General features: G+C 39.4%; 18 protein-coding genes and 1 pseudogene. 5 read left to right on the top strand and 14 right to left on the bottom strand.

Annotated features, from left to right (window positions below):
* Positions 1-156: 156 nt before the first annotated feature.
* Entirely contained in the window at positions 157-1,014 is an 858-nt protein-coding gene (locus tag DNJ75_RS00270) for a 7-cyano-7-deazaguanine synthase (RefSeq protein ID WP_117001167.1), read from the bottom strand.
* A gap of 95 nt (positions 1,015-1,109) precedes the next feature.
* Here DNJ75_RS00270 and DNJ75_RS00265 point away from each other — a divergent pair, with 95 nt between their 5' ends.
* The 3 genes from DNJ75_RS00265 to DNJ75_RS00255 all read left to right on the top strand — a co-directional run bounded on the left by DNJ75_RS00265 (position 1,110) and on the right by DNJ75_RS00255 (position 3,330).
* Complete coding sequence (locus tag DNJ75_RS00265) at positions 1,110-1,586, top strand: 6-pyruvoyl trahydropterin synthase family protein (protein WP_117001166.1); 477 nt, start codon at positions 1,110-1,112, stop codon at positions 1,584-1,586.
* Positions 1,576-2,346 (top strand): 7-carboxy-7-deazaguanine synthase QueE, encoded by a 771-nt coding sequence (locus DNJ75_RS00260; protein WP_117001165.1) that lies wholly within the window; start codon positions 1,576-1,578, stop codon positions 2,344-2,346. The genes DNJ75_RS00265 and DNJ75_RS00260 overlap by 11 nt, the downstream gene beginning before the upstream one ends.
* 123 nt (positions 2,347-2,469) lie before the next feature.
* Positions 2,470-3,330 (top strand): mechanosensitive ion channel family protein, encoded by an 861-nt coding sequence (locus tag DNJ75_RS00255; protein WP_117001164.1) that lies wholly within the window; start codon positions 2,470-2,472, stop codon positions 3,328-3,330.
* On the opposite strand, the gene ispD is transcribed toward DNJ75_RS00255, so the two are convergent.
* The 8 genes and pseudogenes from ispD to DNJ75_RS00215 all read right to left on the bottom strand — a co-directional run bounded on the left by ispD (position 3,306) and on the right by DNJ75_RS00215 (position 10,753).
* Positions 3,306-4,001, bottom strand: a complete 696-nt coding sequence (gene ispD / locus DNJ75_RS00250; protein ID WP_117001163.1) for a 2-C-methyl-D-erythritol 4-phosphate cytidylyltransferase — start codon at positions 3,999-4,001, stop codon at positions 3,306-3,308. The genes DNJ75_RS00255 and ispD overlap by 25 nt on opposite strands.
* Entirely contained in the window at positions 3,998-4,318 is a 321-nt protein-coding gene (locus tag DNJ75_RS00245) for a septum formation initiator family protein (protein ID WP_117001162.1), read from the bottom strand. Before DNJ75_RS00245 ends, ispD begins: the two co-directional genes overlap by 4 nt.
* A gap of 238 nt (positions 4,319-4,556) precedes the next feature.
* Positions 4,557-5,912 (bottom strand): annotated as a pseudogene (gene eno / locus DNJ75_RS00240) (phosphopyruvate hydratase); the annotation flags it as partial.
* A gap of 79 nt (positions 5,913-5,991) precedes the next feature.
* The gene (gene rbsB / locus DNJ75_RS00235) at positions 5,992-6,909 is read right to left on the bottom strand and encodes a ribose ABC transporter substrate-binding protein RbsB (RefSeq protein WP_117001160.1); all 918 of its coding nucleotides are present in this window, start codon (positions 6,907-6,909) and stop codon (positions 5,992-5,994) included.
* A gap of 24 nt (positions 6,910-6,933) precedes the next feature.
* A complete protein-coding gene (gene rbsC, locus DNJ75_RS00230) occupies positions 6,934-7,884 on the bottom strand; it encodes a ribose ABC transporter permease (protein WP_117001159.1) in 951 nt (316 codons plus the stop codon).
* 19 nt (positions 7,885-7,903) lie between these two features.
* Positions 7,904-9,412, bottom strand: coding sequence for a sugar ABC transporter ATP-binding protein (locus DNJ75_RS00225; RefSeq protein WP_117001158.1), 1,509 nt, complete (start codon positions 9,410-9,412; stop codon positions 7,904-7,906).
* 27 nt (positions 9,413-9,439) lie between these two features.
* Positions 9,440-10,060: a ribosome biogenesis GTP-binding protein YihA/YsxC gene (yihA, locus tag DNJ75_RS00220; protein ID WP_117001375.1), complete on the bottom strand. Its 621-nt coding sequence runs from the start codon at positions 10,058-10,060 to the stop codon at positions 9,440-9,442.
* Positions 10,061-10,267: 207 nt separating this feature from the next.
* Positions 10,268-10,753: a low molecular weight protein-tyrosine-phosphatase gene (locus DNJ75_RS00215; protein ID WP_117001157.1), complete on the bottom strand. Its 486-nt coding sequence runs from the start codon at positions 10,751-10,753 to the stop codon at positions 10,268-10,270.
* Between the two features lie 200 nt (positions 10,754-10,953).
* Between DNJ75_RS00215 and DNJ75_RS15275 the strand changes: the two genes are divergently transcribed.
* The gene (locus tag DNJ75_RS15275; RefSeq protein WP_157968144.1) at positions 10,954-11,109 is read left to right on the top strand and encodes a hypothetical protein; all 156 of its coding nucleotides are present in this window, start codon (positions 10,954-10,956) and stop codon (positions 11,107-11,109) included.
* Between the two features lie 80 nt (positions 11,110-11,189).
* On the opposite strand, the gene DNJ75_RS00210 is transcribed toward DNJ75_RS15275, so the two are convergent.
* The 4 genes from DNJ75_RS00210 to DNJ75_RS00195 form a co-directional block, all read right to left on the bottom strand.
* Positions 11,190-12,611 (bottom strand): cryptochrome/photolyase family protein, encoded by a 1,422-nt coding sequence (locus DNJ75_RS00210; protein WP_117001156.1) that lies wholly within the window; start codon positions 12,609-12,611, stop codon positions 11,190-11,192.
* Between the two features lie 5 nt (positions 12,612-12,616).
* Positions 12,617-13,615, bottom strand: coding sequence for a ferrochelatase (gene hemH / locus DNJ75_RS00205; protein WP_373282841.1), 999 nt, complete (start codon positions 13,613-13,615; stop codon positions 12,617-12,619).
* A gap of 102 nt (positions 13,616-13,717) precedes the next feature.
* Positions 13,718-15,175: a metalloprotease TldD gene (gene tldD / locus DNJ75_RS00200; RefSeq protein ID WP_117001154.1), complete on the bottom strand. Its 1,458-nt coding sequence runs from the start codon at positions 15,173-15,175 to the stop codon at positions 13,718-13,720.
* A gap of 12 nt (positions 15,176-15,187) precedes the next feature.
* Positions 15,188-15,811 (bottom strand): L-threonylcarbamoyladenylate synthase, encoded by a 624-nt coding sequence (locus DNJ75_RS00195; protein WP_117001153.1) that lies wholly within the window; start codon positions 15,809-15,811, stop codon positions 15,188-15,190.
* A gap of 71 nt (positions 15,812-15,882) precedes the next feature.
* Between DNJ75_RS00195 and DNJ75_RS00190 the strand changes: the two genes are divergently transcribed.
* A complete protein-coding gene (locus tag DNJ75_RS00190) occupies positions 15,883-16,419 on the top strand; it encodes a septation protein A (protein ID WP_117001152.1) in 537 nt (178 codons plus the stop codon).
* Positions 16,420-16,622: 203 nt separating this feature from the next.
* On the opposite strand, the gene DNJ75_RS00185 is transcribed toward DNJ75_RS00190, so the two are convergent.
* Positions 16,623-17,543 carry a DNA polymerase III subunit delta' C-terminal domain-containing protein gene (locus DNJ75_RS00185; RefSeq protein WP_117001151.1) on the bottom strand — a complete coding sequence of 307 codons (921 nt, stop codon included), beginning with the start codon at positions 17,541-17,543 and terminating at the stop codon, positions 16,623-16,625.
* Between the last annotated feature and the right edge of the window lie 10 nt (positions 17,544-17,553).

Here is a 17,553-nt window from a genome sequence, read left to right as displayed (position 1 = left end):
AGGGGAGAGGTGCTAGCGGTATACATCATTACTAAAGCGCGGTGGTTATACCCACCACTTTCACTACCCATCGTTGGCTGAGCATCGTCGAAGTCACTACAAGACACAAAGGAAACACACCCTTCGACTTCGCTCAGGGTACGGTAGCTGTCCTCTTTAAACTTCTTGCTTTTTAAATTCCGCAAGCGTTTTTTCAGCATGCGCTTTGACGGTTTGCCAAGTCACAGGTCCCAACTCATCGGCATAAGCGGCAGGATCTTGAAGCCCCAGGTTCAAAAATGCTTCAATGCGCCCAATTGATGAAGCAGATTGATAATCACTGTAAATCGTATTGTCATGTTCAACCGGAATATAGGAGGTAAACGTCATCTCATACACTTCCTCATATTTTAATCCCAATGCCTCACAAGCGCGCATGCCATCGCGTAGCACATCAGTCTTTGAGCTATTGATATATGGTAAATAATACGTGACTTTCTCAGCATCCCAATTCCCTGCGATAAAGGCATCATAATCTTTATCACGGAATAATTGTCGGCAATCAGGATAGGTTGCATGGTCTCCGCCATGAACACCCATCGCAATAATTACATCGGTGTTTTGCGCCTCGGCAATCGATAATGCTGCAGCTTGAATGATTGAGCTAAAAATTTTATTGCGATTTGGTACAACGGTTAGACGCATATTGCTCTCGTGGTAATGCCCAGTCGGTACATCCTCGCCACCACTGATCAATGCTGAATGTAACAATTGCGATAAACCATCGATGTTGATGGTATGATGTTTGACCTTAAGACCTTGCTGTTTTAAGTAATCAGTAAGGCTCAACGCTTTCTCTAGCTCTACTTTATGCTTTTGACCATAGTCAAATGAAATTGCTGTCACCTCATAGCCATCAGCCAGTAAACGCAACATCAATGAAGATGAATCCATACCACCTGAAAGCGACAATACTGCATATTTATTTTTTGTACTTTTTATGCTTTTTGTATTATTTTTTATTTCATTACTCATTCTATTCTCCAAATCATTCCCTAATTTCAACGCAAAAGTTTATAAAAGCAACAGCAAATGGTATAGTGCTCAAAAATTCAAAGTATCATACCATAATGATTTATCGAGTTGAAAAATATCTTGATGGCTTTTCCACTTGCTTTCGCCAATGGAATGCTGAACACTCACACTGCCGCTTTTTGCATGGTTATGCCATTTCTTTTCGTTTACATTTTGCTGCTAAATCACTCGATCAGCATAACTGGGTCTGGGATTTTGGCTGGCTTAAAGATAAAAATCACACCATTGATGGCATGACGGCTAAAGAGTGGTTTCATTATATGTTTGATCACACCGTTGTTCTGTCACAAAAAGATCCAGCCCTTGAGACATTTAAAGCATTGGAGCAACAAGGATTATTACAATTACGCACCTTACCATACTTCAGTTGTGAGGGCATTGCCGAGTTTGTATTAAACACCTTAAATCCGTTAGTACAGCAGCATAGTGATAATCGCGTTACATTGTTTCGTGTCGATGTCATGGAGAATAACAAAAACCTTGGCGCCGTTGAGGTTGATTATGCGCATTAATGATTACCATAAAATACTACCGATTATTGAACTTTACCCTTGTTTACAAGGTGAGGGATCACGCCGTGGACACCCCTCATTTGCGATTCGCACGACGGGTTGCACGCATCGCTGCCACTTCGGTGAACATGGTGGTTGGTGTGATACATGGTACTCAAGCATTCATGCGGATAAAGGCAAGTTTTGTTTTAACGATATTATCGACATGGTCAAAGCATATCCTGACATCAAAGAAATCATGCTCACAGGAGGCGCGCCAACCATGCATCCGGCATTGATTAATGAGATCATGCATGTGGCACATGAGCATAAGCTATTTGTGACACTAGAAACCGAAGGTTCACACTTTATAAAAACCGATCATCCGATTGATTTATTAAGCCTGTCACCTAAATTTACTAACAGCATTCCAAAGCTAGGTATAAAAACACCTAAAGGCACTATTGTTGATCAAAAGCTGATTGATCAACATAACAAATATCGCTTAAATCTTACTGCCATGCGTCAGATGATTGATTATCACCATGACTATCAATTAAAGCCAGTGTGCGATGATAGTGATGAGAGTTTAAAAGAAATAAAATCTTTGATTAATACCCTTAATATCCCAAAAGATAAAGTGTATTTAATGCCCGCGGGGAGCACTCGTGAGGAAATGATTAAAGCCTACCCCAAAATTATTGATCTAGCCCTTATGCATGGTTTTAACTTCACCGGTCGCGATCATATTATCGCCTTTGATGATAAAATTGGTGTTTAATTTTCCCCTCACCCGTTGTTTAGGTACTTAGCTTAGACTTATTCACATTTCCACTTGCACTATTTACTATTTTCTGTAACTTTAGCTTCATCAATAAATCTTTAGACTTAAAGGACTGACTTTATGGAGTTTCAAACACAGAATATTAATCAATATTTTCAATGGATCATATCGCTTATCTTAGAACACCTACCCAGTGTTATTCTTGCGCTGATTATCTTTGTTATTGGACTTATTCTTGCCAAAGTTGTTCGATCAACCACGCAAAAGCTACTATTTAAAACCAAGCTAGACAAAGCGGTAACGATGTTTTTAATGCAGATATTGCATATCTTTCTGGTTATCTTTGTTATTTTGATTGCCTTGAGTGAAATGGGTATATCCACTACCCCACTAACTGCCGCAATTACAGCACTTATTGTTGGTATTGGTATGTCATTAAGAACCTCTGCTAATATCGTTGTTTCAGGCATTATGATTGTCTCAACACGCCCATTTAGAATCGGTGAATTTGTTGATATGGGCGGCACAACAGGAACTGTCGAGGCGATTAACTTTGTCTTTTGCACACTACGCACGACCGATGGTCGTGAAGTCAAAGTGCCTAATAGCTTAGTGACTTCACGCATTATTACTAATTTCTCTAACAACGAGTTTCGTCGCAATGATTTCATTATCGGTATTGGCTATAGTAGCGATCTAAAGAAAGCAAAATTGCTATTGCAAGAGCTTGTAACAAACAATGCAAACATTATTCAAGAAGGTGATAAAGCCCCTATTATTCGTGTTGATGCTTTGGCTGATAGCAGTGTTAATTTACTGGTTCGCTATTGGACAAAGCGCGCTGACTTTCAGGAAACTAAATGGGCATTAACCGAACAGACTAAACTTTGCTTTGATGACAATGATATTGAGATCCCTTTCCCTCAAAGATCATTACATATCGAAAATATTCCGGCTCAACTTAGCATTGATAAAAAATAATTGGCAAGCACCAGATCCTCTGGTGTCGTAATTTTAATATTACGTTTATCGCCATCAATGATAATAGGCTGATGATCAAGCGCTTCAATTGCAGATGCCTCATCCGTTACAACAATATTATTGTGTAGACAAAAATAATAGCCCATCAATAAGCTGCGATAGCGAAATACCTGTGGCGTTTGCGCAAGATAAATCTGTTTTCTATCCAGTGTTTTAACGATATTAAACTCCGTATCAACAGCTTTAACGGTATCATGAGCTGCGGTGGCGAGAATCCCACCAATCGCATTTTCAACACGGATAGCCGCATAAAGTCTTCTGATATCATCTAAACGCACACAAGGTCTTGCGGCATCATGTACAAAAACCCAATCATCATCACTAGCGACATTTTTCAATGCCATCAAGGCATTGCGCACACTATCACTACGCTCTTTGCCACCGGCGCATATCTTAATGCGCGCGTTGCTGATATGAATTGAGTTTTTCCAGTATCGATCTTTTGAGTCAAGCGCCACCACAACCAGATCAAAGAAGGGTTCACTTAATAGGCGTGCAATCGTCGTATCGAGAATCGATAAACCATTATCCAGTTTAATGTATTGCTTTGGAATATCATGATTCATGCGACTACCAATGCCACTTGCCGGGATCACTAGAATTCGTTTCATTGACTATCTTCCTGTAATGCCACTTTTTTATCCTGCGGTGTAACGATTTGATAGAAAACCTCACCATTTTTGATAAAGCCAAGATTAGCACGCGCCATGCCTTCAAGCACGGAGTCATTTTGACGCAAAGAGACAATCTCTGCATACCAATGCATATTACGCGCTAAAAGCTCATTATTTTTTTGCTGCTTGACGCTTACCTGTCCATTTAGCTCATGCGTGGCAAAGAAACCTGTTTTGCTCCACCAAAAATCGTATTGTAAGGCAACAATGCCAATAAATAGTACAGCAATAAACAGGGTGTAACGTGAGATCATTATATTTTTATTTTTTAGGTTTTATGTTTTTGATGTTTTCTTATGCTTTGGGATGTGCTTCTGCTGTTGCATCACTTCCAACCGACTCAGCTTTTTTAATTTCTTTATTATCTTCAACCTGAGCATCATCCACTAAACTTTCCGTTTTTTCAACAATATGTTCCTTGACTTCAGTGGTATGATTTTTTTCATCTTCCACAATGACGATTGTCTCTTCAACAACAGTATTTTTTTGCGCTACATGCGCTTTTTCTGCTTCATCTGTTTCAGCATTTTGCTCAGCAGTTGAATCATCAGCATCAACATCGTCACTAAAATTAAATGTCTTAAGTCCAGGGTAGATGGCATTATCTGCTAAATCTTCTTCAATACGTAATAATTGATTGTATTTAGAAACGCGATCTGAGCGGCATAAAGAACCTGTTTTGATTTGTCCGGCACCCGTTGCCACAGCTAAATCAGCAATCGTTGTATCAGATGTCTCACCTGAGCGATGTGAAATAACACATGTGTAACCTGCTTCAGCTGCCATTGCCATCGCTTCAAATGTCTCACTTAATGTACCAATTTGATTGAGTTTAACTAAAATTGAATTAGCAATGCCTTTATCAATTCCTTCACGCAAAATTTTGCTATTGGTCACAAACAAATCATCACCAACTAATTGCACTTTTTTGCCTAAGCGTTCAGTTAATAACTTCCAGCCTTCCCAGTCATTTTCAGCCATACCATCTTCAATAGAAATAATCGGATAGCGATTAACCCAATCTTCTAGATAATCAACAAACTCTGCTGAACTTAGTGATTTATTCTCAGATGCCAATACATACTTGCCGTTTTTGTAAAATTCACTACTGGCTAGATCTAGCGCGATATAAACTTCTTCACCGGCTTTATAACCTGCCTCTTCAATCGCTTTTAAAATCATTTCAATCGCCACAGCATTTGATGGCAAATTAGGCGCGTATCCACCCTCGTCACCAACACCAGCAACGCTAAAGCCCGCATTTGCTAGAACTTTTTTCAAGGTGTGGAAGATTTCAGCCCCACAACGAAGTGCATCAGAGAATTTATCAAAGCCAACTGGCATAATCATAAATTCTTGCATATCGACATTATTATCAGCATGCTCACCACCGTTTATGACATTCATCATCGGCACTGGCATAATATACTCTTTAGAGTTCATCAAATAACGATAAAAAGGTTTTCTAAGGTGTGAAGCTGCCGCTTTAGCACATGCCAAAGACACGGCTAGAATCGCATTAGCACCTAACTTTTCTTTATTTTCAGTACCATCTAGATCAATCATCGTCTGATCAACCAAACGTTGATCTAAAGCATCTAAGCCAACAACCGCTTTTTTAATTGCTTTATTGACATTATTCACTGCTTTTTGCACGCTTTTGCCAAGATAGTTCTTCTTATCACCATCACGTAATTCCAGTGCTTCTCTGGTGCCTGTTGATGCACCTGAAGGTGCAGCAGCACGCCCAAAAGCACCTGATTCTAAAATAACATCGGCTTCAATTGTTGGATTACCACGGGAGTCTAAAATTTGTCTTGCAACAACATTACTAATTTTTGCGTTCATTGTTTTACCTTTAATTTGTTCATTCCATTCCTAAAAACTGGCATAAGAATACCAATATTTGCTCTAAATGCCTAGCAGATTAAGCGTTAGATTGAGTGACTAATCTCAAAGGAACAACAATATGCGGATTTACCTTTTCACCACGCAAGAATTTAATCGCCGCCTCAACACCAAGCTCACCCATTAAATACGGTTGTTGCGCAATGGTTGCTGCCATTTTTCCGGCTTTAACGGCATTGATACCCTCTTTCGTGCCATCAAAACCGATAAGGATAATATGCTTTTTACCTGCTTCTTCAATCGCACGCATAGCACCCAATGCCATCTCATCGTTTTGCGCAAAAATACCATTAACATCAGGGTTAGATTGCAATAAGTTTTGCGTAACATTCAAGCCTTGTGTGCGGTCAAAATTCGCTGGCTGCTTAGCTACAATCTTGATATCTGATGTTGCCATTTCAGTATCGAAACCTTGACCACGCTCTTTAGACGCTGAAGCACCTGGGATCCCTTGAAGTTCGATAATTTTGCCACTGTTATTTAAGCGATCAATCATGTATTGCGCTGCCATTTTGCCACCTGCCACATTATTTGACTCAATATGTGACAATACTTTGCCTGAATCAGCTGTGCGATCCAAGGTAATGATTTCAACACCATGCTGATTCGCATATTTCACCGCATTAGAAACTGCTTGTGAATCCGTTGGATTGATAATAATCACTTTAATGTTTTTAGTCACTAGGTCTTGGACATTAGACAGCTCTCTTGCTGGATCATTGCGTGAATCAAGCGTGATGACTTTATACCCTTCCGCTTTTGCTGTTTCTTCCGCGCCATTTTTCATGCTAACGAAAAACGGATTATCTAAAGTTGAGACCACAAAGCCAACCGTTTTATCATTATCATTTGAGCTGCCACAGCCTGCCACGATCAGCATGGCAACAACACCAATAATAGCTGTAATCACTTTAAAAATACGTGTTTTCATTTTCATTTCTTCTCCATGAGGTTAGTTACACTAGTTTTTCACTTTAAAATCAAATAATACTGCAATCAATATGACCAACGCCTTGACGATCATCTGATAATACGAGGAAACATCCATTAAGTTAAGCGCGTTACTTAATAAACCGATAATAAGTGCGCCCATCAATGTGCCCATAATTTTACCTTTTCCACCAAAAAGGCTCGTACCACCCAATACCACCGCAGCGATTGCATCAAGCTCATAGCCTGTACCTGCCGTAGGTTGTGCTGATGACAGCCGCGAGGTAATAATCATTGCCGCAACTGCTGATAAAGCACCCGAGATGGCATAAACAGCAAATTTAATACGATTCACACGAATGCCAGCAAGCTTTGTTGCCTCCTCATTGCCACCGGTAGCATAGACATATCGCCCAAAACGCGTGTATTTCAATACATAAAAAGCCACCGCAAAAACCACTGCCATAATATACACAGGAAAAGGAACACCCAACAAACTACCCGTACCAATAAAAGCAAAAGCATCAGAGCTTGTTGCCACCGGATAACCATCACTAAACACCATAGTTAACCCACGAAATAAAGTCATGGTAATCAATGTTGCAATAAACGGCTGCACCGCGCCTTTAGTGACAATCGTGCCACTGACACCACCAAAGATAACACCGGCTAAAATCGTCAAAGGAATAACCAAATAAATCGGTACCATCCATTGCAATAAAAACGCACAAACAACACCACAAAGTGCTAATACAGATCCAACCGATAGATCAATACCTTTGGTTAAAATAACAAAGGTCATACCCACTGCAATCACGGCATTAACAGATGTCTGTTGCAAAATCACTAAGATATTATTCCATGTCAGAAAGTATTGATTCAAACATGACATCACAATAATCATAACAACAAGTGCTAATGCCGCTTTATGCTCGATTAAAAATTGTTTATTAACTTTACTCATCATTCTATTTTTTAGCATCACTCTCCCCTTAAACCATTTAAGCAATTGCCAATTTCATTACTGCTGCTTGTGAAATATTATCTGCCATCAACTCCCCCTTTATCTCACCTTCACGCATCACCAGCATACGATCACTCAAACCAATCACCTCAGGCATTTCTGAGGAAATAAATAAAATCGCCAAGCCCTGCGCTTTAAGTGCATGAATCAAGCGGTATATCTCACGCTTTGCCGCCACATCAATACCACGCGTTGGCTCATCTAAAATTAACAGCTTAGGTTGACATAATAAACCCTTGGCAATCGCAATTTTTTGCTGATTACCACCGCTTAGGTTACTGACTAATTGATCTTGATTCGGTGTTTTAATTTTAAGTTGATCTATATACTTAGAAACCACTTCTTTTTCTTGTGATCGATCAATATGCCCAAATGCATTTGAAAGTTTTTTAAGTGACGCTAGTGTCATATTCTCTTTAACACTAGCACCCAAAACAAGCCCATCAACTTTGCGATCTTCTGAAATATAGACAATACCATGGGCTAAAGCTTGTGTTGGGTTGTTTACGCGAATTACTTCACCTGCCAATGTCATTTGTCCCTTTTTAATCGGATGACAACCGTAAATACTACGCGCAAGCTCAGTTCGTCCCGCCCCAATTAACCCATACACACCAAGCACTTCACCTTGATGAATAACGAAACTTGCTGGCTTGATTTTGTCATTACTAATACTTTCTGCTTTAAATAATTGCTGCATCGGCTGCTCTGAGATCTGGGTATGCTCTGTAGATGATAATGCTGCCATCTTACGACCAACCATTTTCTCAATGATTTGCTCATGCGTTAATGTATCTGTTTTACTCTCGATAATAAACTGACCATCACGCATAATCGTAATATCATCACAAATCTCAAAGATCTCCTCCATGCGATGCGAGATATAAATAATGCACTTGCCTTCAGCACATAGTTTTTTAATGATTTCAAACAAACGTCTGACTTCTTTTTCAGTCAGCGCATCGGTAGGTTCATCCATCACAATAATTTGCGCATCTAATGATAAAGCTTTGGCAAGCTCCAGAAGTTTTTGATCACCAATACTTAAGTTATTCGCCAAGTTTGATGCCTTTTGTTTCATATGCAACCCATGAAGTATTTTATCAACTTTGTGATAGGTTGCCTTCCAATCGATACTTAGGCGATTGCGCATAACCTCGCGACCCAACAGAACATTCTCAGCAATTGTCAGATCCGGCAATATATGCGGCTCTTGATGCACCATAGCGATGCCCGCTGCTTGCGCTTTGGCAATGCCATCAAACTCAACCTTTTGACCAAAACAATAAATCTCACCTTCATCTTTTTGGTAAATACCATTTAACACTTTCATCAACGTTGATTTACCGGCACCATTCTCACCCAAAAGCCCCATCACTTTGCCGCGATATGCTGATAAGCTCACACCATCTAATGCTTTAGTCCCTGGAAAACTTTTACGAATATTCTCTAAGCGTAATACACATTGATCTTCATGCCTTTGCACAATCTTCCCCCTCTTAAGATTTAGCCGCTAGATACTTTCCAAATCAACAAATGGCAGGTTATACCATTGATCGAGCTTATGCTTTAACTTATCTAATCCCATTTTGTTTTGTGCTGAAAACAATTGAAAACTAATATTCTCAGGTGCGCGCACTTGCTTTAAATAGTCACGTAATAAACGCTCAGCTTTTGCTTTTTCTGAATTATTAAGCTTATCCGCCTTGGTTAATAAAACATGTAAGTTTAAATCATTTTGCACTGCCGCTTCGATCATCATGCAATCAAAGCTTTTAATGGGATGGCGAGAATCTACGAGCAACACTATCCCCTTTAAGCACGCTCTGGTTGTTAGATACATTTCTAGCGTTTTCTGCCAACTTGCTTTGATCTTTTCCGATACTTTGGCATAACCATAACCAGGTAAATCGACTAAGCGTTTATGCTCTTCCAACTCAAATAAATTGATCAGTTGCGTCCGTCCAGGTGTTTTACTGACACGTGCCAATTTCGTCTGTTCAGTCAATGCATTTAACGCACTGGATTTACCCGCATTAGATCGTCCCGCAAACGCTACTTCAATCCCATAGTCGTGAGGAAGTTGCTCTACTAATGCAGCCCCCATCACATAGGTTGCCTGACGGTAATTCATCGGCTTAAGCGGTAGTGATTCACCTGCTTCATCAACGACTGCTTGTGACTCTTTGATGTTTTCCAAATCTTTCACTTTATCTATTTTGCCTACCTTGTCTACTTTTCTTATTTCTTTTACTTTTTTGGCTTTTTTATCATTCATAACATATCTTCTTTATTTTCATCATCACATACCCAAAAAAAATGAGGTTATGTGCAATATACCCTATTTTTGTTTTAATTCGGTTTTTAATGTTTCCAGTAAATGCCTGCACGCCGTGTCAATCATCAAATACACTTGGTCAAACCCATCATTATAATACGGATCTGGCACATTATTTATTGCCAAAATAGGCGCATATTGCAGCAGTTTCGTTACTTTTTGCATATCACTATTTGGCGCAATCATCTGCATATCTTTGAGATTCTTATCATCCATGGCAATCAGATAATCATAATGCTCAAAATCTTCTGCCACTAACTGTCTTGAGCGCAAGTCACGAATATCACAATCATATTTCAACGCTGTTGCTATCGTTCTTGGGTCAGAGGCATCACCTTTGTGCCATTGAGCAGAGTGTGTGCCCGATGATTCAATTTCAAAACAAGTTTCTAAATACGCTTCAGCAACAAGTTTACGCAAGATACCATGCGCCGTTGGTGAGCGACAAATATTGCCCATACAGACAAACATGACTTTAATCTTTTTCATATGTTTTATGACAACCATGGGGGTTAATCATTATTCCTGGGGCTAGTGTATTACATTTAACTAGAGGATTAACAGCACTATTTATCCTCATTATGTCGCATTGGGTATTATTTCAACTACATTTCTTTCGCTTTTATGGCAAAAAAACAAATCTTGATCTACTTTAAACAATGACCCAATCAACTTTTAGAGGTGACATTATGATGAAGATAAAGAAACTTGAAAAAGAAATCGCTGAAAGCATCGATAACCCAAAAGATAAAACCATCAATGCCAAGTCAGCTAACTTATTTATCAGCAAATTCAAACCAATTGCTTACGGGTTTGTGCTACCGATGAAAACGCTTAAACATTAGTTTAATATTCACAATATATTTTCCTCGTAGGGGCGTATTGCATACGCCCAAATACTAAACAGAGTATTTTTGCCAAAACCTTACAACCCTTTATAATTTGCCAACGCCTCCTCTCTTGAGACTTTAAGATCAACAACTGGATAAGGATAATCTTTACCAAGAGTGATACCAGCTTGTTTTAAAACACTCTCCGGTGCCAACCACGGTGAGAATAAATATTGATTCGGAAGTTGACTCAATTGAGATAAATAGCGACGAATATACTCACCATCGCCATCAAACTTCTGCCCTTGAGTGACAGGATTAAAGATGCGAAAAAAAGGAGCCGCATCAGCACCACTTCCTGCAACCCATTGCCAATTGCCGCTGTTATTGGCTAAATCAGCATCAACTAAGCAATCCCAGAACCATTTAGCACCATGGCGCCAGTGAATATGACAATTCTTTGTCAAAAATGACGCGACGATCATTCTAACGCGATTATGCATAAACCCTGTTTGCCATAACTCCCGCATTCCAGCATCAACAATTGGAACACCTGTTTGACCCTGTTGCCATGCTGTTAATAATCTCTGATTATCTTGCCATGGGTAATGATCAAACTTTTGTTGCCAATTGTGATCACTTAATTGTGGATAATGATAGAGCAATGCATAATTAAACTCGCGCCATATAATCTCTGATAAATAGGTCTGTTTGTTATCGTTATCACATTTTCTCTGACGCACTTTATCCCAGATAATATGTGGCGAGATTTGCCCAAAATGTAAAAAAGGGGCAAGCCTAGATGTTGCATTTAAGCTTGGGATATTGCGATTATGCTGATAATCATGTAAATGATGCTCAATAAAGGTTGCTAAATAGTGATGCGCCGCTTTCTCACTGATTTGCCACTGTGATAATACCTTCTCTGACCATTCATGCTGGGGTAATAAGTCCAGATCCGCTAAACTGCTATTACTTGCTTTAACTTCAGTTAAGCAGTTTTGCATCTCTTTAATCTCATCCAATGGTGCTCTTGGCGGCATGACTTGCAATGCTTGACGTTTGAATGCACTAAAGACTTTGTAAGGCTGACCATTATTCTTTAATACTTCCCATGGTTCCCACAATAAACTACCATTAAAACTATGCACATCTATTGCGTGCGCTTTCAATTGCGCCTTAATATGTTTATCTCGCGTGACTTGCCATGGTGTATATAAGCGATTCCAAAAAACCTGCTTAATGTCATAGCGATCAATAAGCTCAATAATGATCTCATAAGGGTCACCTATAAAAAATTGTAATCGATGATGAAGTGTCTGATTTAAAGATTGCAATGCATAATGAAGCCATGCTTTAGTCGCTGCACCCATTTGCCAGTCTTGTGAATCAGTATCATCAAGAATATAAATCGGCAGAACCACACCACTTTTGAGTGCTGCATTCAGCGCTGGATTGTCGATAATTCTTAAATCTTGGCGAAACCAAAGAAGAACTTCTGGCTTTTGCAGCGTCATCGATATTACTCACCAATAATGGTTTTCAACATCTCAATATGCTCATCACGATCATTCAAACATGGGATAACGGCATAATGCTGACCACCGGCATTTAAAAATGTCTCGCGTTCCGTCTCTTTTAATTCCTCCAAGGTTTCCAAGCAATCAGCAGCAAATCCTGGCGCCATTACTAGCACATTTTTTTTGCCCTTTTTGGCAAGATTTGCCAACACTTCTGTTGTATATGGTTTAAGCCACTCTTTGGGTCCAAAGCGAGATTGGAAAGATACTTGAATATCTAGCTTTGTTTCACTCAGTGCACTTTTAAGTAGTTCAAAGGTTTGTAAGCAATGTGCTTGATACGGATCACCCTTTTGTACACACTCCAGTGGAATACCATGAAATGACAATAACAACACATCTGGCGTGAAATCGATCGTCTCCAGATAACTTAAAACACTCTGTTTTAATGCCTTAATATAAGCAGGATGCTGATAATACGGGGCAACACCAACAATATTAGGTTGATAACGCATTGTTTGCAATACACGAAAAACCTCATCATATACAGACGCCGTTGTTGTGGCTGAGTACTGCGGGTAAAGTGGCACAATAGTAATTTCAGTAACGCCTTGGACACTCAACGCCTCAATCTTTGCTTTAATCGATGGCTCACCATAGCGCATTGCAAAATCAACGATCACCTCATTGCCTAACTTATCGGCGAGTTTACGTGCTTGAGCTTGTGTGTAATACATCAAAGGTGATAATTGTTTATCTTGAAACCAGATACTTTCATAAAGCTTAGCGGTTTTAGGGGAGCGAAATGGCAAAATAAACAAACGCAAAATGGGTTGCCAAATGAATGAAGATGCTTCAATCACACGCCGATCAGACAAAAATTCTTTAAGGTATTTGCGCACATCTTTGACTTGATATGAGTCAGGCGTTCCTAAATTAATCAACAGTATTGCTTTCTTAGCGTTACTTATTGTCTTTCCTTTATTGCTCATCTTCTTTATCTCATCCATTCTATCTGTATTATGCATTACCAGATCAAGCGGTCGTAGGCTGACGGGGTGTTTTTAACATCATAGTTTCTTTAAAAAAATGTATAACCTAAATTATTCACAACCACCAACTGTTATTTCATCAATCTTTAAACTGGCTTGCCCAACACCGACAGGCACAGACTGCCCATCCTTGCCACAAACGCCTATGCCTTTATCCAAGGCAAAGTCACTCCCCACCATCGAGATTTTTTGCATCACTTCCGGACCATGACCAATCAAAGATGCACCTTTGACCGGATGCATAATTTTACCATTTTTGATTAAATACGCCTGATCCATCACAAATACAAATTGCCCTGAGGTAATATCCACTTGTCCACCATTAAAGTGAGTCGCATAGATCCCATGATCAATGCTTTGTATCATATCCTCAAGCGTATCCTCGCCTGGCAACATATAGGTATTGGTCATTCTAGGCAATGGTAAATGCGCATAGGATTGCCTTCTGCCATTGCCTGTTGCTGATACGCCAAAAGCTTTCGCTGAAATTCGATCATGCATATAGCCTTTTAAAATACCGTTTTCAATCAACACCGTTTTCTGAGTTGGTGTCCCTTCATCATCAAAATTAAGCGAGCCACGACGATTGGCAATACAGCCTTCATCAATTACCGTGCATTTCTCTGAGGCAACTTTCTGCCCAATTTTTCCTGAGAAATGTGAGCTTTTTTTGCGATTGAAATCACCCTCTAAACCATGCCCTACCGCTTCATGCAAAAGTACCGCAGGCCAACCTGATCCAAGCACCACTGGCATTTTGCCACTAGGAGCGGGCTTTGCCTGAAGATTAGTTTTAGCGCCCTTATATGCCTCATCAACATAAGACTTCCATAGATTATGCTCAGTGAAATAATGATAGTCATAGCGCCCACCGCCACCGGCTGAAAAGCTTTCACGTTTTTGATCTTCCTTAGCATCAGCAACCATAATTAAACTGACATTCATGCGCACCAACGGTCTTACATCCATCACACACAAACCATCGGTATTTAAGATCAATACCATTTCCATATTCGAGGCAATGGAAACCGTGACTTGCTCGATATTGCTGTCTAATGATTTAGCATAAGCATTAATTTGATGAAGCAGTGCAATTTTATCTTCCGCAGGCATACTATCCAATGGGGACAATGCTGGATAATGGCGAATAATGTGTGGTGAGTTAAGTTTTTCAACCTTATAGGGATTAGCGCTATCTTTTAATAGGTAAAGTGCTGTTTTAATGAGTTTCCCAATGGTGTTCAGATGCAAATCATCGGCATAAGCAAAGCCTGTCTCGCCATCAAATACGGCTCTCACACCAATGCCTTGCTCAATACCAAAGCTGCCATGTTTAACAACGCCATCATCGAGCATCCAACTCTCAGAGATTATCTTTTGTAGATACAAATCACCGAAATCAATTCGCTTTTGGCTTAATAAGCTCAGTAAGCTTTTTAATTTTTCCAAACTTAAATCAAACGGCTGTAATAACTGTTCATTAATAATACTGTAATATTGATCCTGCATTTTCTTCCTAAATTATTCAAATATACTGATATCACCACTGCCAACGCGCAATATTTCCACAGGGACTTCGGTCATATCCACAACCGTTGTTGGCTCATAACCACAATAATCCGACTCTAGAATATAATCAATCATCTGCGCACAGGGCTCATTAGCAAAGTCTTCACTATACACAAGCGCATTATCCTGATCTGGCAAGATAAAGGTGGTACTTAACAGCGGTTCGCCTAGTGCCCCACTTAACATCAAAGGTACTGGATGATCCGGCACACGAATGCCAACGGTTTTTTTGCTTTTGTTTAACATCAACCCCGGCACTTTACTCGTTGCCTGCAAAATAAAGGTGTAGCCACCTGGTGTTGCTCTTTTGAGCAGACGATAAACACTATTATCGACCTTGGCATATTGCGCGATCTCAGATAAGTCACGGCAAATAATTGTGAAATTATGCTTATCATTCAAGTCACGAATTTTCTTTATTTGCTGCAATGGTTTTTTCAAGCCCATCTTGCATCCCAAGGCATAGCCTGAGTCTGTCGGATAGGCAATCACCTTGCCATCATTTAAGGCATTAACAATTTCTGCTAAGACAGCCTTATTCGATGAGTAAGGATTTATTTCAATGTATTGGCTCATAGCAGCTTCTTACTTTATACTGGTCGGGAAAATTTGTGCTAAGTGTACCACTAACCCTCTCTGGAGAGAACATGAAGAAACTGCTTTTTGACTTTTTCCCTATTATCATTTTTTTTGTCGTCTATAAAATGTATGACATCTATACTGCGACAGTGGCACTCATCATCGCCACAGCAATTCAGTTAACTTATGAAATTATCCGCTATCGCAAAGTGTCAATGATGCATGTTGTGACTTTTGTCTTGGTGTTAATCTTGGGAGGTGCCACCGTTTACTTCCATGATGAAGCATTGATCAAATGGAAGGTAACGATTGTCAATTGGTTATTTGGTGTAATTTTTATCTTTTCAACCTATTTAATGCAAAAGCCGATTATTCAACGCCTGATGGAAGAAAGCATTGAACTGCCACAAAAAATTTGGAAACGCCTTAATAATATCTGGGGTGTGTTTTTTTTATTTTTAGGCGCGATTAATCTTATTGTTGCTTATAATTTCTCAACAGATATTTGGGTAGACTTTAAGCTCTTTGGCATGCTTGGGATTACTTTTGTATTTGTTATTGGTCAAGGAATTTTTCTTGCCAAGCATATTGATCATAAAAAATAATTGCTCTAAAAATCTAGCGTTATGAACTCTTACTATTTCAACACCCCGCCTCGCAAGCTCGGCACCCTCTTGCAAAGAGGGGAATTAAAATCACCATTGCCCAATTCCCCTCTTTGCAAGAGGGGTGGCAGCCGTAGGCTGACGGGGTGTTTATAAAATCATAGTTTTTTTCTATTTTCTAAAGTGCATAACTCCAGTTAAAATCAAGCACTCAACTCTATCAAAAAACTCTCAATAGCTAACTGCTTATTGACGTTATAATGCTTACCTTCATAGGCTTTGAGCTTTAATAGCCGCTGATAAAAACCATATAAAGCAATATGATCATAGCGTTTAATCAATCCCTCTAACAACGCCTTTTGCTCTTGTGTTGGCATGGTTTGTGATAAACCCAAACGATAATAATAAGCATCGATCAGCAAACTGGTTAACCAATAAATAGCATCCTGATAATAGGCATTGATATCAATGCTTAATGCCAAGGGCGACAACTGTCCTTGAATGACTTGCATCAGCTCTTTGCGTAGTTGCCAGAAACTCTTATCTGTCTTAATCCGATCAATCACCTGCAGATCCGCTTTACTAATCGCTAATGCTTTGGCAATATCCTCATCATTCATTTGATATTTTTGCGCTAAATATGCTTTTTTTTGTTCTAATGTTAACGCCAGATCAAATACTTGAACACGCGAGCGCAATGTGGGCATGATCCACTGTAATTGATTGGTTGTCATCAGAAAATAAGTATTCTCTGGCGGCTCCTCTAAGCTCTTTAATAGCGCATTAGCAGCAGATGTATTTAAGGCTTCCAGTGGGCAGAGGACAATCACCTTAGCTTTAGCACCATGACTTGTTAGATAGATACCTTCTAATAGATTTTTGATTTGATCAATTTTGATTTGCCCATCATCTGATTTCAGATAAAAAACATCAGCGGCTGTCGCCAGATCATCTACGATATCATGCTCTAATAAAACAGTCGTGAGTTTAATCAGTAACGGCTCAAGTGGCAAATGATCAATATTATTTAATAAAATCCCGTGTGCTAAACGATTTTGCGCTAGTGATGCTTTGATCTGCTCAATAAAATCAGCATGAAAAATACTTATATCAATATCAGACATCTATTGACAC

The sequence above is a fragment of the Cysteiniphilum litorale genome (assembly GCF_003428165.1).
Lineage (GTDB): Bacteria > Pseudomonadota > Gammaproteobacteria > Francisellales > Francisellaceae > Caedibacter > Caedibacter litoralis.
Note: the sequence above shows the minus strand (reverse complement) of the source record. Positions and strands in the feature narration are given on the sequence as shown.

Bases quoted from the DNA above. Each gene is read 5' to 3' on its own strand.
- DNJ75_RS00270 (WP_117001167.1), bottom strand. From the start codon at position 1,014: ATGAGTAATGAAATAAAAAATAATACAAAAAGCATAAAAAGTACAAAA.
- DNJ75_RS00265 (WP_117001166.1), top strand. From the start codon at position 1,110: ATGATTTATCGAGTTGAAAAATATCTTGATGGCTTTTCCACTTGCTTT.
- DNJ75_RS00260 (WP_117001165.1), top strand. From the start codon at position 1,576: ATGCGCATTAATGATTACCATAAAATACTACCGATTATTGAACTTTAC.
- DNJ75_RS00255 (WP_117001164.1), top strand. From the start codon at position 2,470: ATGGAGTTTCAAACACAGAATATTAATCAATATTTTCAATGGATCATA.
- ispD (WP_117001163.1), bottom strand. From the start codon at position 4,001: ATGAAACGAATTCTAGTGATCCCGGCAAGTGGCATTGGTAGTCGCATG.
- DNJ75_RS00245 (WP_117001162.1), bottom strand. From the start codon at position 4,318: ATGATCTCACGTTACACCCTGTTTATTGCTGTACTATTTATTGGCATT.
- rbsB (WP_117001160.1), bottom strand. From the start codon at position 6,909: ATGAAAATGAAAACACGTATTTTTAAAGTGATTACAGCTATTATTGGT.
- rbsC (WP_117001159.1), bottom strand. From the start codon at position 7,884: ATGCTAAAAAATAGAATGATGAGTAAAGTTAATAAACAATTTTTAATC.
- yihA (WP_117001375.1), bottom strand. From the start codon at position 10,060: ATGAATTACCGTCAGGCAACCTATGTGATGGGGGCTGCATTAGTAGAG.
- DNJ75_RS00215 (WP_117001157.1), bottom strand. From the start codon at position 10,753: ATGAAAAAGATTAAAGTCATGTTTGTCTGTATGGGCAATATTTGTCGC.
- DNJ75_RS15275 (WP_157968144.1), top strand. From the start codon at position 10,954: ATGATGAAGATAAAGAAACTTGAAAAAGAAATCGCTGAAAGCATCGAT.
- DNJ75_RS00210 (WP_117001156.1), bottom strand. From the start codon at position 12,611: ATGACGCTGCAAAAGCCAGAAGTTCTTCTTTGGTTTCGCCAAGATTTA.
- tldD (WP_117001154.1), bottom strand. From the start codon at position 15,175: ATGCAGGATCAATATTACAGTATTATTAATGAACAGTTATTACAGCCG.
- DNJ75_RS00195 (WP_117001153.1), bottom strand. From the start codon at position 15,811: ATGAGCCAATACATTGAAATAAATCCTTACTCATCGAATAAGGCTGTC.
- DNJ75_RS00190 (WP_117001152.1), top strand. From the start codon at position 15,883: ATGAAGAAACTGCTTTTTGACTTTTTCCCTATTATCATTTTTTTTGTC.
- DNJ75_RS00185 (WP_117001151.1), bottom strand. From the start codon at position 17,543: ATGTCTGATATTGATATAAGTATTTTTCATGCTGATTTTATTGAGCAG.